Here is a 23855-nt window from a genome sequence, read left to right on the forward strand (position 1 = left end):
CGCCCTTCAAGTTTTCCGGAACCGTTCTCATGTCTCAACCCAACGCCGTTCATCCGCCGCTGGAAGGCGCGAAACTCGTGATCGGCACGATCGCGGTATCGCTTGCGGTGTTCATGAATGTGCTCGACACATCCATCGCAAACGTCTCCATTCCGTCGATATCCGGTGACCTCGGGGTATCGTCGGATCAGGGCACGTGGGTGATTACGTCGTTCGCCGTCGCCAACGCGATCTCCGTGCCGCTCACGGGCTGGCTCACGCAGCGATTTGGGCAAGTGCGTTTGTTCATGACGTCGATCGTGCTATTCGTGATCGCGTCGTGGCTCTGCGGGCTCGCGCCGAGCCTGCCCTTCCTGCTCGCCGCGCGCGTGTTGCAAGGCGCGGTCGCCGGGCCGATGATCCCACTTTCGCAAACGCTTTTGCTGGCGAGTTATCCGCGCGCGAAGGCGCCCATGGCGCTTTCCATGTGGTCGATGACCACGCTGATCGCGCCAGTCGCCGGGCCGATTCTCGGCGGCTGGATCTCCGACAATATCTCGTGGCCGTGGATTTTCTACGTCAACATTCCGGTTGGTTTCGTCGCCGCGATTGCCACGTTTGCGATCTTCCGCGAACGTGATTCCGTGATCCGCAAGGCGCCTATCGATACGGTGGGATTAAGTTTGCTCGTCATCTGGGTCGGATCGCTGCAGGTCATGCTCGATAAAGGCAAGGACCTCGACTGGTTCAACTCTACGACCATCGTCGTGCTGACGTTGATCGCGGTGATCGCGCTCGCGTTCTTCATTGTGTGGGAGCTGACCGAGGAACATCCGGTCGTCGATTTATCTCTTTTCAAGCTGCGAAATTTCACCGGCGGAACGATCGCGCTCGCGATTGGCTATGGTTTGTACTTTGGCAATCTCGTGCTGTTGCCGCTGTGGTTGCAAACCGACATTGGCTACACGGCGACGGATGCCGGCCTTGTCCTCGCGCCGGTCGGTTTGTTTGCGGTGCTGCTCTCGCCCGTGGTCGGCAAGTTTTTGCCGCGTATCGATCCACGAAAGATCGCGACGGGTGCGTTCCTCGTGTTCGCGCTCGTGTTCTGGATGCGCTCGCGCTACACCACCGGCGTGGATACGTTCTCGTTGATGTTGCCGACGTTGATTCAGGGCATCGGCATGGCAGGGTTCTTTATTCCGCTGGTATCGATCACGTTGTCGGGACTTCCGGGCCACCGGATTCCGGCGGCATCGGGATTGTCGAACTTCGTGCGGATCATGTGCGGCGGGATCGGGACATCGATATTTTCAACCGCCTGGGATCATCGGTCGGGCGTGCATCACGCGCAACTCGTGGAGCAAGCCAATCTGTATAACCCGAACTTCAACGCGTCGATGCAACAATTCGGGGCGGCTGGATTCAGCAAGGATCAGGGTTATGGGTTGTTCAACAGCATGGCGACGCAGCAGGCTGCGCAGTTGGGCGTGAACGATTTGTTCTATATCTCGGCGGCGATTTTTGTCGCGTTGATTGCGTTGATCTGGATCACGAAACCTGAACGCTCAGGTGGCGGCGACTCTGCTGCGGCGGCTTCGGCAGCGCATTGAAACAGCGCTCGATTATGTGAAAACGCCACGGCATCCCGTGGCGTTTTTTTATTCTCCCTGACCCGACACCACCAATCGCTCCGGCGCCAGTACACCTTCGCCGGCTCGGGCTACGCCGAGCAGACGTTGTTCATCGCGGGAATAGACTCTTACGCGATCCGCGTTTGCCGGCGCATCCGCGATATCCGCAAGCTTGAGCCGCTGACCCTGGGTAAAGCGGCGGCTGGCATCGGCGTCGAGATGGACGGCCGGGAACGTGGACAACAACGCGTCCACAGGTTGCAGCCAGCTGTCACGGGCTTCGGGCGTAGCGTCGGAAAGCGTGTCCAGCGTGACCGCGTTTTCAAGCGTCAACGTGCCGACGCCGGTACGCCGCAGCGCCACCAGATGCGCTCCGCAATTCAGCTTCTCGCCGATATCCTCAGCCAGCGTGCGCACATACGTGCCTTTGCTGCACGTCACTCGAAACGTCACGTTCGGCAACGCGCATGCGATCATTTCCAGCGCAAGAATTGTCACGTTGCGCGCCTCGCGCTCGACCGTTTGCCCGGCCCGCGCGTATTCATACAGCGGCTTGCCGTCGCGCTTGAGCGCTGAATACATCGGCGGGATTTGCGTGATCTCGCCGCGAAAAGCAGCCATTGCGGCGTGGATCGCGGCTTCGTTGCACGTGACTTCGCGTGTTTCCAGCGCTTCGCCTTCCGCGTCGCCCGTGGTAGTGCGAACGCCGAGGCGCATGGTGGCTTCGTAGGTTTTATCGGCTTCGAGCAAGTCCTGCGAAAATTTCGTCGCCTCGCCAAAACAAAGCGGCAGCAAGCCAGTCGCCAGCGGATCAAGCGTGCCGGTGTGCCCGGCCTTTTTCGCCAGATAAATTCGCTTGGCGCGAATCAGCGCGTCGTTGCTGGACAAGCCAAGCGGTTTGTCGAGCAACAACACGCCATCGAGCAAACGCCGGGGAATCTTTGGACGAGCAGCACCGTTCATCGATCAGGCGCCCTTCTCTGCTTGCTCAGGTTCTTCGTCGTCCTTCGCGCGCGTGGAGTTGGCTTCGTCAATCAACTTCGACATTTCCACTGCACGCACGACGGTCTGGTCGTAGTGAAAATGCAGCGTCGGAACCGTGTGGATATGCAGGCGCTTGAACAGCAAGTTGTGCAAATGCCCCGCCGCGTGATTCAAGCCGGCTTCGGTTTCCTTGGGATCGCCCGTAAGCGTCGTGAAATAAACCTTCGCGTGCGCGTAGTCGGGCGTCAGTTCGACGCTCTGAAACGTCACCATGCCGATTCGCGGGTCTTTCACGTCACGCACCAGTTCGGCGAGATCGCGCTGGATCTGATCCGCAATCTGCACGTTGCGGTTAGGGGAAGTACGTTTCTTGGCCATGATATTTCCGATAATTTGTGTATCGCCGGACGCGCAAATAAAAAGGGCGGAGCGGGCGTGAAGCCCACTCCGCCCTCGAGTCCAGCGATGAATCTTTTACAGCGTCCGTGCGACTTCGGTCACTTCGAAGATCTCGAACTGGTCGCCTTCGACCATGTCGTTGTAGTTCTTCAGCGAGATACCGCACTCGAAGCCTTGGCGCACTTCCTTCGCGTCGTCCTTGAAGCGCTTGAGCGAATCGATTTCGCCCGTGTGGACAACCACGTTGTTGCGCAACACGCGAACCATCGAGTTACGCTTGACCACGCCGTCGGTAACCATACAACCCGCAATCGCGCCGATCTTCGGCACGCGGATGATCTGGCGAACCTCGACCATACCCGTGACCACTTCGCGCTTCTCCGGCGAGAGCATGCCCGACATTGCCGCTTTCACTTCATCCACAGCGTCATAGATGATGTTGTAGTAACGAATGTCGATACCGTTCGACTCCGCCACCTTGCGAGCCTGAGCATCCGCACGCGTGTTGAAGCCGATGATGACCGCCTTCGAAGCCGTCGCCAGATTGACGTCCGACTCGCTGATCGCGCCAACCGCGCTGTGCACGATCTGCACGCGCACTTCGTTGGTGGACAACTTGACCAGCGACTGCACCAGCGCTTCCTGCGAACCTTGCACGTCGGCCTTGACGATCAACGGCAGGTTCTGCACGTTGCCTTCCGTCATGGACTCCAGCATGTTTTCCAGCTTGGCGGCTTGCTGCTTCGCCAGCTTGACGTCGCGGAACTTGCCTTGACGGAACAACGCGATTTCGCGCGCCTTGCGTTCGTCCGGCAGGACCATGACTTCTTCACCAGCGCCCGGCACTTCCGACAAACCTTGAATCTCGACCGGAATCGACGGACCTGCCGACTTGATCGGCTTGCCGGTTTCGTCGAGCATGGCTCGAACGCGGCCAAAAGCCGTACCCGCCAGCACGATGTCGCCACGATTCAACGTACCCGACGTCACCAGGATGGTCGCAACCGGACCCTTGCCCTTGTCGAGCTTCGCTTCGATCACGAGACCCTTGGCAGGTGCATCGACCGGCGCCTTGAGTTCCATGACTTCGGCTTGCAGCGACAGATTTTCCAGCAAGCTGTCGATACCAACACCGGTCTTGGCCGACACTTCGATGAACGGCGAATCACCACCGTACTCTTCCGGCACAACGCCTTCAGCGACCAGTTCCTGCTTCACGCGCTCGGACGCTGCGCCCGGCTTGTCGATCTTGTTGATCGCCACGACGATAGGCACGCCGCCCGCCTTCGCGTGAGCAATGGCTTCCTTCGTTTGCGGCATCACGCCGTCATCCGCGGCAACCACGAGAATCACGATGTCCGTTGCCTTCGCGCCGCGGGCCCGCATGGCCGTGAAGGCCTCGTGGCCAGGGGTGTCGAGGAACGTGATCACGCCGCGCGGCGTTTCCACGTGATACGCGCCAATGTGCTGCGTAATCCCGCCCGCTTCACCCGATGCAACCTTCGCACGGCGGATGTAATCGAGCAGCGAGGTCTTGCCGTGGTCGACGTGACCCATGACCGTGACCACCGGAGGACGCGGCAGGCGTTCGCCCACTTCTTCCTGCGTCTCGCCTTCGACCAGCAATGCTTCCGGATCGTCCAGCTTGGCCGCAACCGCGCTGTGACCCAGTTCTTCCACGACGATCATCGCGGTTTCCTGGTCCAGCACCTGGTTGATGGTGACCATCTGGCCAAGCTTCATCATCACCTTGATGACTTCCGAAGCCTTCACCGACATCTTGTGCGCCAGATCCGCGACCGATACCGTTTCCGGCACGTGCACTTCGCGCACCACGGGTTCCGTCGGCGCCTGGAAGTTGGTCTGATCCTGATGCTTGCCACGACCCTTCGGGCCGCCGCGCCAGCCGCGGTCTACGCCGCCGCTGGTGTCGCCGCGCGTCTTGATACCGCGACGCTTGGCTGCATCGTCCTGCCAGCTGCTCTTGCCGCCGGCCTTCTTCTTGTCCGGCCCGAGCGACGGAGCGGTCGTTGCCGGTGCGCCTGCAGCCGGCTTTTTCGCCGCTGCCGGACGTGCCGGTGCAGATCCTTCCGGACGTGCCGGCTTGTGCAGCGTGCCCTTGGCTTCCGCAGCCTTCGCGCCTTCGGCCACCTTGGCAGCAGCGGCCGCGGCAGCTACGGCGGCCGGAGTCGGCTCGGCTGGCTTCGCCTGCTGAGCCTTGCGCGGCGTATTCATCATTTCGCGAATGGCGCGCGCTTCGGCTTCAGCCGCGGCACGGCGTTTCGCAATCTGGTCATGCTCGGCGCGAGCCTTTTCGGTCGCGGCGCGCGCAGCGTCTTCAGCCTTCTTGGCAGCTTCGCGTTGAGCGGCGCGCTCGGCAGCGGCCTTTTCATCGACTTGCGGCGCAACCACTTCGGCTTTCACGGGTTCGTCGGCCACGTTTTCCGTCTTCGATTCGGCACGCGTATCCTGACGGGCAGTCGCCGCAGCACGCGAGATCTCCGCAGCTTCCGCCTGGGCGGCAGCACGCTTCGCTTCTTCTTCCTCAGCGCGGCGGCGCTCGGCTTCAGCTGCCGCTTCGCGCGCAACACGTTCCGCCTCTTCGCGCTCGAAGCGCTCCTGGCGTTCCTTCAGTTCAAGCGCTTCTTTCTCAAGCAGCTCAGCAGCATGACGCGCTTCTTCATCGCGACGCTGCAATTCGGCTTCGTCCACTTCGTCTTCGACGTGGTTCGCACCTTCGGCTACTTGTTCGACACCGCTCTGATCACGCTGCACGAACACGCGCTTCTTGCGGACCTCGACCTGAATGGTGCGAGCTTTACCCGTAGAGTCGGATTGTTTGATTTCCGACGTATGCCGGCGGGTCAAAGTGATCTTGCGTTTGTCGGCGTCGGCGGAACCGTGCGACTTGCGCAAGTGTTCGAGCAGGCGCGACTTGTCCGTCTCGGACAAATCGTCATCCTCGCTCGCTTTCGTGACGCCAGCCGCCTGCAACTGCTCGAGCAGGACGCCCGCAGGCATTTTGAGTTCCGCGGCAAATTGGGCTACGTTGTTACTCGCCATTCATTCCTCTTGATGCAAGGACAAATTCCCTGCTGTTTGATCGGGGTCATGCGGCCAGCCGGCCGCGATATATCAGTGCGCCATGGTCATTTCTCACTGGAACCAGTGTTCACGTGCTTTCATGATCAACGCCTTAGCGGCATCCTCTTCAATACTGGTCATCTCGACCAGCTCATCTACAGCCAGCTCCGCGAGGTCGTCGCGTGTCCGGATCTGATGTTCTTCGAGCTTCGCGTACAACTCGTCGGTCATGCCTTCGAGGCTCTTCAGGTCGAGTGCAACGCCTTCGACCTTCTCTTCATTCGCAATCGCCATTGTCAGAAGTGCGTCACGAGCGCGGTTACGCAGTTCGTGAACCGTGTCTTCGTCGAAGGCTTCGATTTCGAGCATTTCGTTGAGCGGCACATACGCGATCTCTTCGAGGCTGGTAAAGCCTTCGTCGATGAGAATGTCAGCTACTTCTTCGTCGACGTCGAGACGCGCCATGAACAGGCCGCGCAAGGTGCCACGCTCTTCGTTTTGCTTAAGCGCCGACTCGTCCGGCGTCATGATGTTGATCTGCCAGCCGGTCAGCTCGCTGGCAAGACGCACGTTCTGGCCGCTACGGCCAATGGCGACCGCCAGTTCATTCTCGTCCACGACGACGTCCATCGAATGTTTTTCTTCATCGACGACGATCGACTGTACGGCAGCCGGCGCGAGAGCGCCGATCACGAACTGGGCGGGATCCTCCGACCATAGCACGATGTCGACGTTCTCGCCACCGAGCTCATTTCGCACCGCCTGCACCCGCGAACCACGAATCCCCACGCACGTACCGATCGGGTCGATGCGCTTGTCATAAGCGATCACACCAATTTTCGCACGCACGCCAGGATCGCGCGCAGCCGCCTTGATTTCGAGCAAACCCTGCTCGATTTCCGGCACTTCCATTTCAAACAGCTTCATCAGGAACTCGGGCGCCGTGCGCGAGAGTTCGATCTGCGGGCCACGCGCCGTACGATCAACCTTCGCGATATACGCGCGAACCCGGTCGCCGACTCGCAGGTTTTCCTTCGGAATCAGCTGGTCGCGGCGCAAGAGCGCTTCCACACGACCCGATTCGACGATGAAATTACCTTTGTCCAGACGCTTGACTGCGCCGGTCATGATCTTTTCGCCGCGTTCCAGGAAGTCGTTCAGGATCTGCTCGCGTTCGGCATCTCGAACCTTCTGGAGAATGACCTGTTTGGCAGCCTGCGCACCGATCCGGCCAAACTCGATGGACGGAATGGGTTGCTCGATGAATTCGTCGATCTGCGCGTCGGGCTTTTCTTCTTTCGCCTCGAACAACAGGATTTCCTGATCCGGCTCTTGCAGGCCGGCTTCGTCCGGCACCACTTTCCAGCGGCGGAACGTCTCGTGCTCGCCGCTTTCGCGGTCGATCGCCACGCGGATGTCCACGTCTTCCTCGAACAGCTTCTTCGTTGCCGAAGCAAGTGCAGCTTCGAGCGCTGCGTACACCACGTCCTTGTTGACGTTCTTCTCGCGCGCCAGCGCATCCGCCAGCATCAAAACTTCGCGACTCATTGTTTGCGGCTCCTAAAGTCAACTTTGGGGACGAGACGTGCTTTATCGAGGTCTGCGAGCGTGAAATCGAGCATCGCAGCGCCGCCGTCCTTCCCTTCGAATTCCAAACCGATCGACTCGCCGTCTGGTGCATGCAGGATGCCCCGGTACGACTTGCGCCCGTCCAGCGGCTTCTTCAATGTAATGGTGGCTTCGCTGCCTGCGAAGCGTTCGAAATCCGCCAATTTCTTGAGCGGACGATCGAGACCCGGCGACCCGACTTCGAGCCGCGAGTAATCGATATTCTCCACTTCGAACAGATACTGAAGCTGACGTGTGACTTTCTCACAGTCTTCAATCGCGATACCGGCGGGCTGGTCGATCGAGATACGCAGCAAACCGCCTCCCGCGCGCTCGATTTCAACAAGTTCGTAGCCCAGGCCAGAGACCGTGGTTTCGATGATTTCCGTCAGTTGCACAGTAAAAGACTCCAAGATGTTCGCGCGCTCCACGCCGAACACCTGCGGACCGCGCCTTGAGCCGGCGCATTCGCACACCCAAGATGCTGAACCGAAAGCCCAAAAAAAAATGGGCGCAACGCCCATCCTTCTGTACCGCGATCACATCCGGGCGGCGAAACAATCACCATGCCCATCGACTTCGTGATTTTAGCCATTTTTCGGGATAAACGCAACCAATACGCCCTGTGTAAAGGCGTTTGACGGCCATTTACAAGACAAATCGAAGCTGTTTATCGCGCTTTCGCCGCACTTTCGCGCGCTTTGGTGCTGACCAAAAGACCTGAACCGCGATGCCAACACGTGGTTCACGCGCGAAGCAAGCGGATCGAACCTGCGCTCGTACTCTTTTTTTGCATCGTCGAACGAACATTGTGCAGCTCGACGATGCAGCAAATGATCAGCGCCCGCGCGTGCGATTGCGCGGCGCCGGGCGAGCGCCGTCGCGGCTTGGTCCGCCGCGGGCATTGCCGCCGTTGCCTTGCGGGCCAGCGCCCGGACTGCCTTGACGACCACCCTGGCCGGAGCGTTTGCCGCCGGCGTTCGCCGGACGTCCGCCCGGTGCGCCGTTACCGCCCATACCCGGTCCGCCCGGAGGACGGCTACCACGCGGGCCGCCGGCCGATCCACCCGGACGCGGCAACGCACGGTTGCCGTTTGCTTCGCCGCCGGCGCGGTTGCCGTTCGGTTCGCGGCCGCCGCCGGTGCCACGTGCGCCATAACCGCCGCCGGCACCATTGCCATTGCCGGCAAAACCACCGCCGCCGAAACCGCCCGGCGCGCCACGACGGCCGCCGGGGCCGCCGCGTGTCGGCGTGGTTTGAGCAAAGCGGTTATGGGAACTCAGGACCGGCTCACGCGTGATGATGCCCATCGATGTTTGCAGCGGATCCGGCTGCACACGCGGCGCGGCGCTGCGGGAGCCACGCTCTTCGGCCGGCGCCTTCAATCCCACCGATGCCAGCAAACCACGGACTTCGTTATCTTCCAGCTCTTCCCAACGGCCGCGTTTCAAGCCCTTCGGCAAGGCGATCGGGCCATGGCGCGTCCGGATCAGGCGACTCACCATCAAGCCGGCCGCTTCGAACATGCGACGCACTTCGCGATTACGGCCTTCAGCCAGCGCTACGTGATACCAATGGTTCGTGCCTTCGCCGCCGCCATCGCGGATACGCAGGAAATTCGCCGGACCGTCTTCCAGTTCAACGCCGCTCAGCAGCTTCTGGCGCATCCCTTCCGACAATTCACCCACCACGCGAACCGCGTATTCACGCTCAACGCTGTATCGCGGATGCATGAAACGGTTGGCCAGATCGCCGGAAGTAGTCAGCAACAACAGCCCTTCCGTATTGAAGTCGAGCCGGCCGACTGCAAGCCACTTGGCCGTCTTCATGGGCGGAAGGCTGTCGAATACCGAAGGACGGCCTTCCGGATCGGCATGACTCACGATCTCACCAGTCGGCTTGTGATAGAGCAAAATGCGCGGCGGTTTGCTCGACAGTTTGCGCTTCACCGGCTTGCCATTGATGCGAACCTGGTCGGTCGGCATGATGCGCTGGCCGATGTGAGCCGGCTCCCCGTTCACCGATACCCGCCCCGCCACGATCAATTCTTCCATGTCGCGGCGCGAGCCCATGCCGGCTTCTGCCAGCACCTTGTGGAGCTTCGGCGTGTCGTCGTCGGCTTCGAGGACTCGCTTTTGCGGCGCGGGCTTGCCTCGGCGCAGCATCGGAGCGCGTACGCCGCCTGACGTGTTGTCGGCATCGAATGCCGGCGATGTCACATATTCGAAAACGTCATCTACTGCAGCGGCTGCGGGAGTCGGGTTGATCACGGCTTCATCACGACGGCCACGCTTTTGGCCCTGACCGGCCTGCGCCTGACGCGGCTGGCGGCGGCCACCTTCGCGCGGTGCTTGTCCTTCGCGCTGGCCTTCGCCTTGCGGCGGGCGTGGTCCGCGAGGCGGCCTGCCACCCGATGCTTCGCGGGTGTTTTCGCCGTTCGATGCTGCCTGATCGCGCGGTGCGCGCGGCGCTCTGGGCGCGCGCGGGCCAGCGTCCTTGCGGGGTGCACGCGCAGGAGCCGCGGTTTCACCCTCCGCTGACGTTTCCACGCCGTCTTGCGCCGGCGGTGCGCCTTCGGCGCCCTTCGTCTTCGCGACAGCGCGACGACGCGCAATCAGGCTGCGAGGACCACGCCGCAAGCCGCGACGCGGACGCTCCTCGCCGTTGGCGGGTTCGTCGGTGCGTGTGCGATCGCCTGCGTCGGCCTGGCCATGTGCGTCATCGGCACGAACGGGGCGCTCGGATTCGGGCGAATCGCTGTCGTGGGAATGTGTCAAAACAACCTCAATTGTGTCGGGTCGCGCGCCCGTCGCGAGCGCGTCAAAAAATCCGGCCGATGGTGATGAATAGCCGAATGAAGGTTCCGTGCAAAACGGGCTAGCTGTTACGGCTTGCCGTTACGGCTTGCCGTTGTAAGGCTCAAGCCCTGCGCGCAGTCCGGTCGTCCGGTGCGTCGGATTCGTTTGCTTCGTCTGGCGCTTTCGTTGCGCCGTCGTCATTTGATGCGTGATGGCCGGCCGTATTGCCGGTTTCGCTCGCTACAGCCGGCGATTCATCGCCGTCTGACTGGACTGAGTCCGCTTTACTGCTGAGCGCTTCTTCAATCGATGGCTGACCAACAAGCTCAGTCGCCACAGGAACATCTTCCGGCAGCGCGTTTGTTTGCCGGTCTCCGCGGTCTGTCTTCGGTGATTCGCTCGACGTATCGTCGTAGTGCGAAACCGGAGCGTCTTCTGCGTGGACCACGGCGTTGGATGCGGGTTCCTGTGCCGAAACCGGTTCAGCGGACGCTACATCCGATGTATCTGTCTCATCGCCGGCATCGAGGTCGACCGTACTGGCGACCGGACCTTGCGCAAGCGCAGCGGCAGCGTCGTCGCCGGGAAAATCAATAGCGTGCTGTGCCAACAGCGATGCTTCCAATTGCGCCGATGGGTTGTCGAGTGCGGGAAGCTCGTCGAGCGCGCTCAAGCCAAGATCGTCCAGAAACTGCTTGGTGGTCGCATACAGAGCGGGCCGGCCAGGGACATCGCGATGCCCGATTACTTCAATCCAGCCACGATCCTCAAGTTGCTTCACCACTTGCGTATTCACGGTCACACCACGAATTTCTTCGATATCGCCGCGTGTGACCGGCTGCCGGTAACCGATGATCGCCAGCGTTTCAAGAACGGCGCGCGAATATTTGGGCGGCTTCTCGGGATGGAGCCGATCGAGATATGACCGCATCGCGGGCTTGCTCTGAAACCGCCATCCGGACGCGAGAGCCACGAGTTCCACACCGCGTCCCGACCAGTCCTGCTTGAGGGTGTCGAGCAAGGTACGAACCGTATCCGCCGAGATATCGTCGGCGAAGAGCTTGCGCAACTCGGCGAGTTTCAGCGGCTCCTGCGCGCAGATCAAGGCTGTCTCGAGGACGATCTTCGCCTCTTGGGTATTCATGCAGCTAGATAGGACCCTGTATGGTCTATGAACCGGTCAAGTCAGGCCGAAACGAAGGACGCCAATTACTCGAACCATTCGCAACGCTCAGACTGGACAATCGTGGACGCGGAAACTGACGACGCGCTCGCCCGATTTATGATCGGTCATAATGATTGGGAGCACGCACCGGGGGGAGGCACAACACGGGATCAGATCCTGATCGCCGAGCTTTCCCAGCCGGACGAAGTAGCACTTTCCAAGGCGGAAGCGCGTGACTGGACGCATATTACGCAAAAAAAAACGGTGCGTAAAGGTGAAACATCGACCCGCGCCCGGCCTCACGTCTATAAAGGGTTTGCCGGACTGGTCTGCTGAGCGCCCGAGCTTAGCGGCACGCCAAGCCAAAGAGTTTTCGCCCAAGTCCCGCGTCCAACACATCGTTATTGCCCGGTTTTCGTCTCCAGGAACTGGCGCAAGCGCGCGACGCCGGCGTCGAGGCGTTCGGTATCGCAGGCATAACACCAGCGTACATAGCCCTCGCCCTCCGGACCAAACGCGCTCCCTGGCGCAAGTCCCAAGCCGCTCTCGCGAACGAGGGCCTTGCATAGATCGAGGCTGCGATCTGCCCCCGGAAGCTTGAAGAACAAATACATGGACCCCAGCGGTGCACGTACATCCACACCGGGAATGCTTTGAAGCGCCGTCACCAGGTAGTCGCGGCTAGTGCGCAGGCCGGCGACCACCGACTGCGTGAATTGCTCGCCGTCCCGGACCGCGGCGATTCCGGCAAGTTGCACGAAAGAAGGCGCACACGATGTGTTGTATTCAACGAGCTTGCCCAGATCCTCCATCACGCGCTCGGGCGCGACGATCCAGCCAAGCCGCCAGCCGGTCATCAGCCACGCCTTTGAAAAGGAATTCACCGCGATCACACGCTCGTCGCGGGTAGCAAGGTCAAGAAATGACGGCGCGACGGTCGCGTCGTTGCCGTAATAGAGACGCTCGTAGACTTCATCGGCGATCAGCCAGATGTCGTTTTCGCGGCATCGATCCAGAACGGCTTGCTGCTGTTCGCGCGTCATTACCCAGCCAGTGGGATTGTTCGGCGAGTTGATCATCAGCATGCGCGTGCCCGGCGTAAGGGCAGCGAGCAAGCGGTCCAGATCCAGCACCCAGCCGTCTTCTCCGTAACTCAGCGAAACCGTCTCGACAGTCGCGCCGAGAATTTTTGGAATTTCCACGAGGTTGGGCCAGAGCGGCGTCACTGCGACGACGCGATCACCCGCGCCCACCACCAGTTGCGCCGCAAGCATCAGTGCATTGACGCCGGCGCTTGTCACAGCAATTTCCGACGGTCGAGTCGCGCCGTGCAACCTGCCAACGTAACCCGCGAGCGTTTCGCGCAGTGGCGCAATACCCAGGTTGTGCGTGTAGAAGGTCGCGCCGTCGGCGAGCGCCTGGCTTGCGGCATCGCGAATGAACTGCGGCGTTACCTGATTGGACTCGCCAAACCAGAAAGGCAGGACATCCGGGACGCCGAAACCAGCGTTCGCCACTTCACGAATCTGCGATGGCCGCAGCGCACGTACCGCATCTCGCGCGTTGGGCGGACGCACGCCCGAAGCGCCTTCAGCGCTTATCTGACCGGTCAGTGCGCCCAGCTCCGAGATTACCGCCCCTTCTGATTCGCTCATTACCGTCTCCGCAGATCGAAAGCAAAAGTCTAACGCGACGATTCCCGAAACGCGCGATACGGCTCGCACGTTAGCCATCAGGCCAGTTTTTCCGACCGTTTCGATTGCCGGCTTATTCGAGTTCTTCCACACGCTTTGGCAGGCGCGCGACCAGCGCCCACACTGACTCGGCGGCCGGCGAAAGCGAACGATCGCGCCGGCGCACCAGTTCCACCGTTCGTTCGATGCGCGGCACGAGCGGCAAAGCCACCAGCGATGAATTCGCCGGCAACGGCAAGGCAAGCCAAGGCAACACGCTTATACCAACGCCCGCTTCCACCAGACCGAATACCGTCGCCGAGTGGCCAAGTTCCTGCACGACATCCGCCGCGACGCCATGCTCGCGCAGAACCGTATCGATGATCGGACGGCTTCCCGACGCGTGGTCGAGCATGACCAGCCGCTCGCCCGATAACGCTTCCCACCGCACTTCGCTGGCGCCCGCAAGCGTATGGTCGCGCTTCAAAACGGCGCAGAACGAATCGGTGGTGACGATCTCGGCATGCAGATCATCGTGCGCGAGAGGGCCGATCGCGACGCCAAAATCCACTTCGCCCGACTTGACCTTCCGGATGACGTCCGCCTGGAGGTCATCGCGCAGACCCAGCGATATCAACGGAAATTCATCGAGGCAGGCGGAAATCACGCGCGGCATCAGCCGGCACGCGACGGTCGGACTCGCCGCGACGATCACCCGCCCGCGCTTTTGCTGACCAAGATCGCGGATCTCGCGCAAGGCTTCGTCCAGATCAGTCAGCAGGCGCGAGACGCTGCCGACGAGATTCGTCCCGACGTCGGTGAGCTGGACCTCGCGCGTCGTTCTATCGACGAGTTTCAGGCCGATTTCACCCTCCAGCTCCCGCACGCAGCGACTGACCGCCGATTGCGTCAGGCCAATTTCGTCGCCCGCGCGGCTAAAACTCTGCAGCCGCGCCACCTCGATAAAAACGCGCAGCTGCCGCAAAGTCACGTTGAGCCCGCGATTCATACATCTGCCTCATCAATCGATCGAATAAATGCAGAGTGTAAATCACATGCACGGAAAACCGGTGTGGACCGCGGTTGCGCTGCGGTGCAGCAAACAGGCATCGCGCACGTGCGATGGGCTTGCTGCACTTGATTGGTGATTGTCCCGATTTCATTAACTGCACTTATAGCGTCTCATACGGCCCATGCTGGCAGTACGCCAGCCTACTGCCACGAGGCTTTCCGGCCGATGAGTACTCGCATGGCACGGTTCTCGCATTTACTTGCGCAGGGGTCGGCGCCATTGCAGTTTTAAACGCAAATCGTCCGTCGCAATGTCTGCTCCGACCTTACCTGGGTTCGATCTTCGAATTCCGACCAGAGTGCGCGGCGCGGGGCAGCGCACCGGGGTTAGCTTCGCTGAGGTGAAACATGATGTTCGACGATTTAAGAGATAACGAGTGGGCGCTGGTCGAGGCCTTGTTCTGTGCAGAACCTGCACGCAGTGAACGCCGCGGCCGGCCGCGCGTGGAAGCACGCGCTGTCGTCAATGCCGTCTTGTGGGTGTTGTCGACCGGCGAAGGCTGGTCGAAGTTGCCGGGCCGCTATCCTTCGCCGCCGACGTGCCGCCGTCGTTTCGATGAATGGCAAGCCGATGGCACGCTGGCCGAGATCGTGAAACGCCTTGGCAACAATGGCCGCGAAGTGTCGTTGCGCGGCCGGATTGGTTCGACGGCCGCAAAACCGCCTGCACCGCCGAGCCGCGACCGTTTGCGTGGCGCATTCTGGACGAATCCGGAATCGTGGCGCGCTCCAGTCAAGATGGCTTGATTCTGGCTCGGTTCTGCTGGCCTGGATCACCATCGGGCTGGTACGTTCCCAGCTGATGCCGGTTTAAATACCGCCAGCACGACTCAAGCAATACCGCGAAGCACCCGCGCGCAGACTTTTCTGCGCTTGAACCAGGTCTCTTTCGATAGTTTGTGTATCGGATGCCGGATCGCCGGCCTGCCCTACGCAGGCCGTCAACATCACGATCAGCCAAGCTCGCCCGGCCTTTTGCTCCAAAAGGCCGGGCGATGGCGCGCCTTTTGCCTTCAATGCGAGATCGGGCACGATCTGGAAACAACTCTTTACCATTATTTACAGTGCCCTTTCGCGCACTGGCATAAGTTATGAAGCTAGCTAACAGACTGTGAAGTCTGAAGGGAGCTCATCATGAAACCAATGTCACTGGTGGCGTGCGGCATTGTGATTTCATCGCTTGGCATCGCCAATCCGGTGCATGCCGAATCACAAGGTGGAAATTTCGCGCTACGTGCAGATGCCGAAGCAGGCATGCAGTCATGGAAGAAGGAGCCCGTGCGCAATAGCCAACCGGCGGAGCCTACGCCGCGTGGCGATTTACGCGGGGATATCGCAAGCAATGTGCACGCACGCCCCGAAGCGGAGCGCGCAGCGCGCCCACGTCGGCACTGAAAGAGATTGCGATGTGGCGTTTGATAAAAAGGCCTCCCAGTAGATTTGCGGGAACCGAACTGCAAAAGAGAAGTCGGATTTGTGCCATGAGCACAGCGTGGCAGAAGTAAATCCGGTAAGCCCGTATCCCCGTGGTACGGGCTTTTTTTACGGGACATTGCGTCTGGCCGAATGCATAAGATCCAGGACGAATGTTATGTTTCCGCCGTCCGCAACCGTTTGCGCGGACTAAGCCTCAACGGTTGTGACTCCACGTTCTTGAAATCGAAAGTATGGAAACCGACTGGAATCTATACGCGCGCTTCGGCGAAAGGTTCGGGGACAACAGCCAGGGAATACGGTGCGGCGCGGGTTAAATCCCAATCCATCGAGCGCTCTTCGCGTGAGAGGCGGGAAAATTCGAGTTTGCCGCGCTCGGTGACGACTGCAATGTCCACCGGGGCGTGAAAGCCCGGGGCCGGTGCAACGGTGCGTTGCCTGACGAGCTCGAGGAGGCCTAAGTCGCGTAGGTGGCTGAAAACGTTGGGGCGTCTTGCCCACGGAACTTGACGATACTGAGCTCGCCGGAGCGCTTCGAGTACGGCTTCGTTTGAATACGTGGTCATTTCGTTATGTCTTCCAGTGCAGCCGTGACAGCGCCACTTGACAGTTGAATCGCCTGCCAACGGCGCCGACTAAACGCGGCACGCCCCGAAACCAGTCAAAATGCCGACAATGCGACCCCTGACCGGAACTCGCAGCCGCCGCTTGCGCTAGGTGCTGCTTGATTCTTACTGCAACTTATAATTCCGAGCTCCCGTTAAACGCGCATTACGCAACGCGTCCCGCATTTCCGGCGATGCATTCTATTGAATGCGATGACCACGAAGCGGATTATCTCGAAAACCTATACGTTACCTCAAACCAAATTGGTTCTTATAACTTTATTGCTGCTTTTCTTTGCACTGTTTGCCGTTTGGCGTCAACGCAGACTCGCGGTAGCTGCAGTATGCGGGATGCTTTTCTGGGCCCTCGGCGCCGGCTGGTTAGGAACTCCGCTGCTGCACCTGGCCCAAAGCGGTTTTGAACAGCCTTCAGTTCCACAAGACATGCGCTTCGCATCGCGAACGATCTTCGTGTTGTTAGGCGGAGGAACACGTTACGACGACAACGATCGCCTTGTTCCCCGGCGCGACGCTTTTACACGTGTGATAGCGACCGCCGATTTGTACCGGGAATGCCGGCGAGCCGGAGGCGTCTGCAGCGTAGTCGTGAGCGGAGGCAATCCTGAGCATCACGAACAAGCTGAAGCCGATAACTATGCGCCCTTCCTTGTCGCCCGAGGCGTGAACGCCGGTGACGTGCTGCGCGAGAACGAAAGCGTCAACACTTACGAGAACGCCCGCAACGTGGCTCGACTGCTTGGTCCCGTGCACGACGAATCGTTTGTGCTCGTGACGTCGGCTTATCACATGCGGCGCTCGCTGGCGGCATTCAGCGCATTCGGCATGAACGCGCAACCGTTTGTCAGCAACGTTCGACATCCCCGGGTGTCGTTCTTCCCGCGCCCGCGTGGGTTTATCGATTCGGAAACCGCGCTTCACGAGATGGTCGGACTTGCGCGCTTTTACGTGTATCGAACTGTTGGACTTTATTGAGACAACGAGCAGCTACGCATACGGCCGATACGGCCGTTTCTTATCTCGAAATTCAGTACTAGAAAGCATTGCACTTCGCCGGTATTATCGCCGGCGCGGTCAATCGACTGTCCGGGATGGCGCCCATTTGAAACAAAGCGCGCGATTGCCGCTGTAGAGCACAACGGTCCGACACGATGTTTTACGGATCGCGCTGGATCGGCGCTTGCTAATCAGCGTTCAATGTCTCGTATAACGTGACAGGCCAACCCGGGTTCAACGAATCTATGGAGGTAACAATGAAGAAAATGTCCCTGGCAGTCCTGGTTTCTTTAAGCGCGATTACTGGTGCAGCGTTCGCACAGTCGGGTCAAGGCGTCACCATGAGCACCGATCCGGCTAAAATCTCCGATATCGAGCAGCGCGCACAAGCCCTGCAATCGAACCAGGCTAGCGCACCGCACGAAATGCCGGCGCACAAAAGCGGCACGCACCACAAGAAGTCGGGTGCAAAACATTCGAAAAAAGCAGCCCACGCTGCCGGCGCGAGCCAGTAAGTAATCGGATGCGAAGGTCGCGACGGCACGCAAACGTTAGCCGTTCGACACAGAGCTGGATAAATGCACGACGCATTTATCCGGCTCTTTTTTTGGATGCTCGCTGGACTCGCGCGCTCCAGGAAACACGTGATGCGATGACCGATGCGGCGGTATGCTACATTCCGCGTCGATAAATTGAATCGCACCGCGTGCGGAGGATCTTATGAGCAACATCCAGCTGGACATTGAATGGACCGAAGCGGCATCGCGCAAAATTGAAAAGCTGATGCCGCGCAACGCGAAGGACAAGGACGCGTATCTCGCGCTACCGCCCGTGGAATGCCTCCCGATGGAAGGCGACGTGCTGTTCCTGGGTCCGGACGGCAAGCAGCAGCCGTTTATTGTTGCCGAGCGGCAATATCATCATGACGGCGACGCCGACTGGACCATCATCCTGATCCTAGACGTCCCGCACGAAACGCACTGACGAACCGCTGGTACTGTGTGCTGGGGCTGTTCTTCGTGGGCGTGCCCTAGACGCTCAGAGCTTCGCCACTACGTTGATCTCGCCGTGTTCGATCAGGTCCGGCAAAGCCTTGCCGAGCGTCTGGATATGAGGCGTCTTGTTGTGTTCGGCGAGCGACGCTTCATTCTTCCATCGTTCGAAGAATACAAAGCGCCGCGGCTCCTTGATATCGCGATGCAGATCGTATTGAATGGCGCCCGGTTCGGCGAGCGTCGGCGCCACGATGCCTTGCAGCAATTCCTTCAGCTTTTCCTCGTTCCCAGGCTTGGCTACGAACGTTGCGACCACGGCGATTTCCGACATGTTTTGACTCCAGGTTAAAACGCCAAGCATAACGTTCGCGCACCACTCTTGCCGAAATCCCGGGCCACAAGAAAAAAGCCCGCGTTCCCTTTTGGGAGCGCGGGCAAAAGCCGTCGCCCTACGAGGATAGGCGACGGGGCCATCGAGATCCGCTTGGCCAGCGGATCGCAATTCGTGAAAGTTAAGCAGGTCGGCACGGACAACGCAGAGGGTGAGGTACACCATTCCGGGCGTCACGCAGATTACATGCCATGGATGCAATGTAATCCCTATGCGGTTGATTCCTATAAGCTTTCCCGCACATAAAAACGCAGAATCCACTTTGCTTCGATTGATGTAACGCTCGGGCGTAACGTGACATCGATTACATGAGCGTCGCCCGATATCCTGAACGAAGCTTAACGGGCTGCGCGCGCCGTACGCGCGCGTTACCCCGCATTGCAGTGCGAGGAATAGCTCTAATTCGCGCTTAACTTTTGCGGGCGTAAAAAAACCCGCCTGATAGCAGGCGGGTTCGTTCCCAACAGGCTGAGCTCCAGGCTCAACGCAACTGATCGTCGAGCAAGCCCATGATTTGACGCGCTTGCGGTGATGAATCCACATTGCCCTTGTTGTCGATAATCGACACCCGGGTCTGCGTTTCCGTGAGCGCGCGGACATTGACTTCGTAATTTTTCGGAAGCTTTTCTATCTTGCCGTGGAAGACCTGGTTCCAGAAGCCTTGCTCGGCTGCCTTCATGTCTTTCGGATCGACGTAGCGGACGAAATAAATTCCACGGCCGCGATCGCGATCATCGACCGTGAAGTTCGTGCGGTCGAGCGCCAGACCCACACGCAACCACGCGCGATCGTAAGGCTCCGACAACGTAATCTGATCCGAAGCGGCTTCGAGAATCACATCTTCCTTGATGGGCGTTTGTGCTGCGAGCGCCACGTTCTGCGCCGCACGCGACGACGCTGTAGCCGCCGATGGTCCACTCGCCGCCGACGCAGCCATGGCCGCGTCGCTCATACCCGTCTGGCCGCTTGCCTGCCGTGCATCCGCCAGCGCGAGCGACGACATGAGGCGCTTAAGGTACTCGCCCTCCAGCGCGGGATCGTTCGGCTTGGCTTGCCATTGGCTATTGTCGTTATTCGTGCCCGTCAGCGCTTCGCGCATGCCCTTTTGGCTCACGAACACATAAGTGCCGCCATTCGGAGCCGCTTCCAGCCGCGTGCGGTACTTGTTGCGCTCGGCAGCCACATACGAATTGCCGGTCGCCATGGAAAGCGTGTTGCGAATCAGGCCGTCGGAAATTTGCGGGTGGGTTTCATTCCAGTCCGTTTCCATGACGCCTTTGTCACGTGCGTCGACGACGAGCAGAAAACCCTGTTCCTGCCAGAAACGACGAATCTGCGGCCACACCTGTTCTGGCGACTTGTTGTCGATAACCAGCCAGCGTTCCGTACCGTCGCGCTGGACATGCATGCCGGAAACCGGCGGAATCACCGTGGGCGCGCTCGGCGCAACCTTCTGCACCTGCTGGAGGTCGGACAGCGAAGCCTGACCACCTTGGGGCGGCAGCGAGCGCTGGTCGCCCGATTCCTCGAGGAGGTTGGGCGGCACAGCGAGAGACGCCTGTTTTGATCGGGAATCGCTCTTGTAATTGATTGCGTTAGGCGACGAAGTACCACATCCGGCAACCAGGCCACCCACCATCAGGAGGGCTGCCACCTTCAAAGCCGGCTTGTTCACACGAAAATCTGTCATGTTTGGGAAATCCTTCCGCTACGCCACGGCGTTTTCCGTGGATCAACCAAGCATTTTACCGGTCCCGCGAGCCGCCGTGCAAAAACAACAGGCTTGGGTGGCTGCAATGCTTGTGTGACGAGACTCAATCTCTGTTGTTCTGAACGAAATCGATACGCTGATGTGCTTCCGATCGTTGCGTATTTGAGCGCTTCGAGCAAGGTGTTTCGATCTGCGGTTTTGTGTTGATTCTTCGTTTGGTTTCGATATCGATTTGACTCGCCCAATTTCACCGCGAATCTCAAAAATCGACGCTGAGACATGGGTCGCGACAATTTATGACAAGTGATCTCAAACAGTCTTAGCGAATTTTTCCGCCTCAACACTTTGTTTAATAAGCAGTTTTAAATAATTTTTTAGACTTCTTAAAAGACCCTACAAGATAATTCCTAACTTGATTTCAGATTACTCCGCCATCTTAAAATTAAGCCTCAATAACAAGAACGGCCACGAGAACGGAGTAAATCATGTCGTATCTTCACAAGCTCATATCGCATCGAGCAGCCACAGCAATCTTGTTGGCCACGGCCGGCGGATCAGTCCATGCACAACTGGGATCTACCATCGGCACCGCAACTGTATCGTCAGGTACGTCCGATCAGCTCGCACCGGTAATCCATCAAGCCGATAACAGCGCCCTGCGCTGGGAAGAAACGATCGATGCCAACCAGATCCGCGTACGTCAGTACGTATCAGCGAATGGTCTGGTCTACGCCGTTAGTTGGGATGGTCCGGCCATGCCCGATGTATCTGTCTTGCTCGGCACACGGTTCGACGGGTATCGACAAGGCGCCAGTGCAGCATTGGAAAACGCCAACAGCCTGCGTTCTTCACACGTTGAAGGCAGTGACTTCGTTACCGAGACGAGCGTGCGTCTTCGCGAGTTCAGTGGCCGTGCATGGCTTCCCGAAGCATTGCCCGCCGGCGTGACCACCGCCGACATCGAATAAGGGGCAATCATGCGAATTTTTTTGTTCCTGATGCTCATTGTTGCGTGCTCCATCGTCGCGGCCTGCGGTGGTGGCGGAGGAAGCGATTCCACTTCCACTAGCGCTGCCGCGCCTGCAACTGCCAGTTCAGTCCCGGCCGCGAGCGCACCCGCTGCCGCCGCGCCTGCTTCCGTAGCGGCCCCTGCTTCCGCTCCAGAAACAGCCGCCAGTCCACCCGTCAACGTCGTGGTTCAATCGACGACACCAAATGTCGTACCGATCACGGTTGCGAAAATCGCGACTGGAACGCGCAACATGCTGCAAACCAGTGTGACGATCTGCGTGCCGGGAACGGCGACTTGCCAGACCATCGACAACATTCAAGTCGATACCGGCTCGCAAGGACTTCGCATCCTCGCCTCGGCGCTCACACCTGCATTGGCCCTCCCAGCAGTAAGGAGCGCTGGCGGCGCATCGACCGCCTCCTGCACTGTCTTTGGTTCGGGCTATACATGGGGCTCAGTGCGTACCGCCGATGTCCACCTTGCCAGCGAAGTAGCTGCATCGACATCTATCCAGGTCATCGCCGATCCATCCGTGCCAGCGGTTCCGGCCAACTGCAGCAACTCAGGGCTACCTATGCTCACAGCAACGGCGCTGCGGAGTAACGGCATTCTCGGCGTGGGCCCATTCGCCGCCGATTGCGGCAGTGGTTGCGCGACCACTGCCTTGCCGCGCTGGTACTACAGTTGCACATCTGGAGCGTGCGTATCGACAAAGCTTCCCGTTACCCAGCAAGTGACCAATCCGGTCAGCAACTTTGCTACCGATAACAATGGCGTTTTGATCGAGTTGCCTTCGATTGCCGACACCGGCGCACCCAGCATTTCCGGCAGCATGACGTTCGGCATAGGCTCGCAGTCGAACAATCAATTGGGAAGCGCGCAAGTACTACCGGGCAACGGCGTCACGGGATTTGTAAAGACCGCGTTTCAGGGAAGCACGTACGCTACGAGTTTTATCGATAGCGGCTCGAACGGCTTGTTCTTCCCGGCCGCTTCAATTCCCGGATGCGGCCTTTGGTTTTGCCCGACAGCCACGCAGAGCCTTTCGGCAAGCGTTATAGGCACCAACAGTGCAACGAAGAGCGTGACATTTACCATAGGCAACGCATTGACGCTTTTCGCCAGCAATAACAATGCGTTTGGCAATCTTGCCGGTCCAACCAATGGTTATATCGACTGGGGCCTGCCCTTCTTTTTCGGTAGACGTGTCTTCACTGCGATCGAAGCGCAAGTAACGCCGGCTGGCAACGGTCCTTACTACGCGTTCTAGGCGTTGGACGTGTGTCTCGATGCTGTGGCTCCTACATTAGAGCCGCAGCATTTAGTCATCGCTTTGCTCACCGCTCGTTGGTCCAGCATGCTCGAAACGCAGCTCGACACGGCGATCGTTCGCGAGACATGCGACCAACGAATTCCAGTCGCGCATTCGACAATCCGTTCCCGGCGATGCCCGCCCGTATCCCTGCGCCACCACGTCCGCCCGCACGCCGCCATCAACCAGATAGCGCCGGACGGCATCTGCCCGCCTCTGCGACAAATGCAGGTTGTAGGGGTTGCTGCCAAGACGATCGGTGAATCCGGAAATCGTGATCGACTTCACGGCGTAGTTGTTCTTAACGCTGTTCGCGCCGGCGATAAGGTCGTCGAGCTTTTCGCGACCGTCCGCTGTGATCGATTCGACCTTGCTGCCGTTGAAAGCAAAAAGCATATCGGTTGGTAAAGCGACTACTGTTGGCTCGACGACTGGCACGTCGGTTTGCATAGCCGAAACGCCGCAGCTTTCAAGGCTCTGTTGGACATCGGCGAGTGTCGACTCGATCTTGTCTACCTTTGCCTTGGCCGCATTGAACTGCCGGGTCCAGGCATCGTGGCCCGCGTGCATCAATCCAACCTCGGAACATGCAATTTGCTTTTGAGCCTGTGGGCAGTTGAGGACTCGAGGATCAGCGAGCGCTGCGCGAAAACTCCGCGTCAAATCGATCCGTAAGGGTGCGACCGTGCGCAACGGAGGATTGTCGAATGTCAGCGGCTGCGAGCCCTCCAAGCCAGCCGTCAGTCGCGCAGCTTCCCCGATGGACTCTTCAACAAACCCCCAGCGATCCCCTGCTTCAAGCTCGCTTTTCGCTGCGTCGATCCAACATTGATCCTTGAAGCCAAAATAGCTGTTCTTGCGGTCATCCATCTGGTCGAGTCGCGCCTGCAGGAGACCGAGCGTCCTACGGGGATTACCCACATGGCCATACGTTTCCGTCCATGGCTCGGTCGCTGCGCCCGCTTGCGCGCTTTGCTCCGCGCCGAAA

The 23855-nt window shown here is 59.5% G+C and carries 21 protein-coding genes and 1 pseudogene; 9 read left to right on the forward strand and 13 right to left on the reverse strand.

Translation table 11 applies throughout. From position 1 onward, the window contains the following. Positions 1–29 precede the first annotated feature (29 nt). Complete coding sequence (locus tag ASG35_RS25150) at positions 30–1589, forward strand: DHA2 family efflux MFS transporter permease subunit (protein WP_056364129.1); 1560 nt, start codon at positions 30–32, stop codon at positions 1587–1589. A gap of 48 nt (positions 1590–1637) precedes the next feature. Here ASG35_RS25150 and truB read toward each other — a convergent pair whose 3' ends face one another. The 7 genes from truB to scpB form a co-directional block, all read right to left on the reverse strand. Further along, on the reverse strand, positions 1638–2573 hold the full coding sequence (gene truB / locus ASG35_RS25155; protein WP_056364131.1) for a tRNA pseudouridine(55) synthase TruB: 936 nt from the start codon (positions 2571–2573) through the stop codon (positions 1638–1640). Between the two features lie 3 nt (positions 2574–2576). After that, positions 2577–2972 carry a 30S ribosome-binding factor RbfA gene (gene rbfA / locus ASG35_RS25160; RefSeq protein ID WP_056364132.1) on the reverse strand — a complete coding sequence of 132 codons (396 nt, stop codon included), beginning with the start codon at positions 2970–2972 and terminating at the stop codon, positions 2577–2579. A 96-nt stretch (positions 2973–3068) separates the two neighbouring features. Next, positions 3069–6056: a translation initiation factor IF-2 gene (gene infB / locus ASG35_RS25165; RefSeq protein ID WP_056364133.1), complete on the reverse strand. Its 2988-nt coding sequence runs from the start codon at positions 6054–6056 to the stop codon at positions 3069–3071. 93 nt (positions 6057–6149) lie between these two features. Next, a complete protein-coding gene (nusA, locus tag ASG35_RS25170; protein WP_056364135.1) occupies positions 6150–7625 on the reverse strand; it encodes a transcription termination factor NusA in 1476 nt (491 codons plus the stop codon). Beyond that, the gene (rimP, locus tag ASG35_RS25175) at positions 7622–8083 is read right to left on the reverse strand and encodes a ribosome maturation factor RimP (RefSeq protein ID WP_056364635.1); all 462 of its coding nucleotides are present in this window, start codon (positions 8081–8083) and stop codon (positions 7622–7624) included. The genes nusA and rimP overlap by 4 nt, the downstream gene beginning before the upstream one ends. Before the next feature lie 439 nt (positions 8084–8522). Continuing rightward, the gene (gene rluB, locus ASG35_RS25185) at positions 8523–10463 is read right to left on the reverse strand and encodes a 23S rRNA pseudouridine(2605) synthase RluB (protein ID WP_056364137.1); all 1941 of its coding nucleotides are present in this window, start codon (positions 10461–10463) and stop codon (positions 8523–8525) included. A 142-nt stretch (positions 10464–10605) separates the two neighbouring features. Beyond that, on the reverse strand, positions 10606–11628 hold the full coding sequence (gene scpB / locus ASG35_RS25190; RefSeq protein ID WP_056364138.1) for an SMC-Scp complex subunit ScpB: 1023 nt from the start codon (positions 11626–11628) through the stop codon (positions 10606–10608). 27 nt (positions 11629–11655) lie between these two features. Here scpB and ASG35_RS25195 point away from each other — a divergent pair, with 27 nt between their 5' ends. Further along, the gene (locus tag ASG35_RS25195) at positions 11656–11985 is read left to right on the forward strand and encodes a hypothetical protein (RefSeq protein WP_056364139.1); all 330 of its coding nucleotides are present in this window, start codon (positions 11656–11658) and stop codon (positions 11983–11985) included. A 65-nt stretch (positions 11986–12050) separates the two neighbouring features. Here the strand turns inward: ASG35_RS25195 and ASG35_RS25200 are convergent, their stop codons facing one another. Further along, a complete protein-coding gene (locus ASG35_RS25200) occupies positions 12051–13304 on the reverse strand; it encodes a pyridoxal phosphate-dependent aminotransferase (protein WP_082508602.1) in 1254 nt (417 codons plus the stop codon). 112 nt (positions 13305–13416) lie between these two features. Continuing rightward, positions 13417–14331: a LysR family transcriptional regulator gene (locus ASG35_RS25205; RefSeq protein WP_056364141.1), complete on the reverse strand. Its 915-nt coding sequence runs from the start codon at positions 14329–14331 to the stop codon at positions 13417–13419. A gap of 410 nt (positions 14332–14741) precedes the next feature. Here ASG35_RS25205 and ASG35_RS25210 point away from each other — a divergent pair. Together ASG35_RS25210 and ASG35_RS25220 are read left to right on the forward strand one after the other, a co-directional pair. Further along, a pseudogene (locus ASG35_RS25210) lies at positions 14742–15137 on the forward strand (transposase); the annotation flags it as partial. A 390-nt stretch (positions 15138–15527) separates the two neighbouring features. Then, on the forward strand, positions 15528–15788 hold the full coding sequence (locus tag ASG35_RS25220) for a hypothetical protein (protein WP_082508603.1): 261 nt from the start codon (positions 15528–15530) through the stop codon (positions 15786–15788). A 290-nt stretch (positions 15789–16078) separates the two neighbouring features. On the opposite strand, the gene ASG35_RS32325 is transcribed toward ASG35_RS25220, so the two are convergent. Beyond that, positions 16079–16393, reverse strand: coding sequence for a hypothetical protein (locus ASG35_RS32325; RefSeq protein ID WP_082508604.1), 315 nt, complete (start codon positions 16391–16393; stop codon positions 16079–16081). A gap of 483 nt (positions 16394–16876) precedes the next feature. On the opposite strand from ASG35_RS32325, the gene ASG35_RS25225 reads away from it, so the two are divergent. The 3 genes from ASG35_RS25225 (at position 16877) to ASG35_RS25235 (ending at position 18430) form a co-directional block, all read left to right on the forward strand. Further along, a complete protein-coding gene (locus ASG35_RS25225; RefSeq protein WP_235527712.1) occupies positions 16877–17425 on the forward strand; it encodes a YdcF family protein in 549 nt (182 codons plus the stop codon). 278 nt (positions 17426–17703) lie between these two features. After that, positions 17704–17961 (forward strand): hypothetical protein, encoded by a 258-nt coding sequence (locus ASG35_RS25230; protein WP_056364155.1) that lies wholly within the window; start codon positions 17704–17706, stop codon positions 17959–17961. A gap of 205 nt (positions 17962–18166) precedes the next feature. After that, entirely contained in the window at positions 18167–18430 is a 264-nt protein-coding gene (locus ASG35_RS25235) for a hypothetical protein (RefSeq protein ID WP_031358965.1), read from the forward strand. Between the two features lie 54 nt (positions 18431–18484). On the opposite strand, the gene ASG35_RS25240 is transcribed toward ASG35_RS25235, so the two are convergent. Further along, positions 18485–18772: a putative quinol monooxygenase gene (locus ASG35_RS25240; protein WP_056364157.1), complete on the reverse strand. Its 288-nt coding sequence runs from the start codon at positions 18770–18772 to the stop codon at positions 18485–18487. Between the two features lie 541 nt (positions 18773–19313). After that, the gene (gene bamC / locus ASG35_RS25245; RefSeq protein WP_056364158.1) at positions 19314–20522 is read right to left on the reverse strand and encodes an outer membrane protein assembly factor BamC; all 1209 of its coding nucleotides are present in this window, start codon (positions 20520–20522) and stop codon (positions 19314–19316) included. Positions 20523–21028: 506 nt separating this feature from the next. Between bamC and ASG35_RS25250 the strand changes: the two genes are divergently transcribed. Both ASG35_RS25250 and ASG35_RS25255 read left to right on the forward strand, forming a co-directional pair. Continuing rightward, positions 21029–21511 carry a DUF2844 domain-containing protein gene (locus ASG35_RS25250; protein WP_082508605.1) on the forward strand — a complete coding sequence of 161 codons (483 nt, stop codon included), beginning with the start codon at positions 21029–21031 and terminating at the stop codon, positions 21509–21511. Between the two features lie 9 nt (positions 21512–21520). Next, complete coding sequence (locus tag ASG35_RS25255; protein ID WP_056364159.1) at positions 21521–22825, forward strand: DUF3443 domain-containing protein; 1305 nt, start codon at positions 21521–21523, stop codon at positions 22823–22825. Positions 22826–22876: 51 nt separating this feature from the next. On the opposite strand, the gene ASG35_RS25260 is transcribed toward ASG35_RS25255, so the two are convergent. Next, positions 22877–23737 (reverse strand): OmpA family protein, encoded by an 861-nt coding sequence (locus ASG35_RS25260; RefSeq protein ID WP_162244442.1) that lies wholly within the window; start codon positions 23735–23737, stop codon positions 22877–22879. Between the last annotated feature and the right edge of the window lie 118 nt (positions 23738–23855).

It is taken from the genome of Burkholderia sp. Leaf177 (genome assembly GCF_001424345.1).
Taxonomy (GTDB): Bacteria; Pseudomonadota; Gammaproteobacteria; order Burkholderiales; family Burkholderiaceae; genus Caballeronia.

Coding starts and splice junctions, on each gene's coding strand:
- ASG35_RS25150 (WP_056364129.1), top strand. CDS start 30: ATGTCTCAACCCAACGCCGTTCATCCGCCGCTGGAAGGCGCGAAACTC.
- scpB (WP_056364138.1), bottom strand. CDS start 11,628: ATGAATACCCAAGAGGCGAAGATCGTCCTCGAGACAGCCTTGATCTGC.
- truB (WP_056364131.1), bottom strand. CDS start 2,573: ATGAACGGTGCTGCTCGTCCAAAGATTCCCCGGCGTTTGCTCGATGGC.
- ASG35_RS25255 (WP_056364159.1), top strand. CDS start 21,521: ATGCGAATTTTTTTGTTCCTGATGCTCATTGTTGCGTGCTCCATCGTC.
- nusA (WP_056364135.1), bottom strand. CDS start 7,625: ATGAGTCGCGAAGTTTTGATGCTGGCGGATGCGCTGGCGCGCGAGAAG.
- ASG35_RS25200 (WP_082508602.1), bottom strand. CDS start 13,304: ATGAGCGAATCAGAAGGGGCGGTAATCTCGGAGCTGGGCGCACTGACC.
- ASG35_RS25240 (WP_056364157.1), bottom strand. CDS start 18,772: ATGTCGGAAATCGCCGTGGTCGCAACGTTCGTAGCCAAGCCTGGGAAC.
- ASG35_RS25230 (WP_056364155.1), top strand. CDS start 17,704: ATGAAGAAAATGTCCCTGGCAGTCCTGGTTTCTTTAAGCGCGATTACT.
- ASG35_RS25260 (WP_162244442.1), bottom strand. CDS start 23,737: ATGGATGACCGCAAGAACAGCTATTTTGGCTTCAAGGATCAATGTTGG.
- ASG35_RS25220 (WP_082508603.1), top strand. CDS start 15,528: ATGAAACCAATGTCACTGGTGGCGTGCGGCATTGTGATTTCATCGCTT.
- bamC (WP_056364158.1), bottom strand. CDS start 20,522: ATGACAGATTTTCGTGTGAACAAGCCGGCTTTGAAGGTGGCAGCCCTC.
- ASG35_RS25235 (WP_031358965.1), top strand. CDS start 18,167: ATGAGCAACATCCAGCTGGACATTGAATGGACCGAAGCGGCATCGCGC.
- ASG35_RS25225 (WP_235527712.1), top strand. CDS start 16,877: ATGCGCTTCGCATCGCGAACGATCTTCGTGTTGTTAGGCGGAGGAACA.
- ASG35_RS32325 (WP_082508604.1), bottom strand. CDS start 16,393: ATGACCACGTATTCAAACGAAGCCGTACTCGAAGCGCTCCGGCGAGCT.
- rbfA (WP_056364132.1), bottom strand. CDS start 2,972: ATGGCCAAGAAACGTACTTCCCCTAACCGCAACGTGCAGATTGCGGAT.
- ASG35_RS25195 (WP_056364139.1), top strand. CDS start 11,656: ATGAACCGGTCAAGTCAGGCCGAAACGAAGGACGCCAATTACTCGAAC.
- ASG35_RS25250 (WP_082508605.1), top strand. CDS start 21,029: ATGTCGTATCTTCACAAGCTCATATCGCATCGAGCAGCCACAGCAATC.
- infB (WP_056364133.1), bottom strand. CDS start 6,056: ATGGCGAGTAACAACGTAGCCCAATTTGCCGCGGAACTCAAAATGCCT.
- ASG35_RS25205 (WP_056364141.1), bottom strand. CDS start 14,331: ATGAATCGCGGGCTCAACGTGACTTTGCGGCAGCTGCGCGTTTTTATC.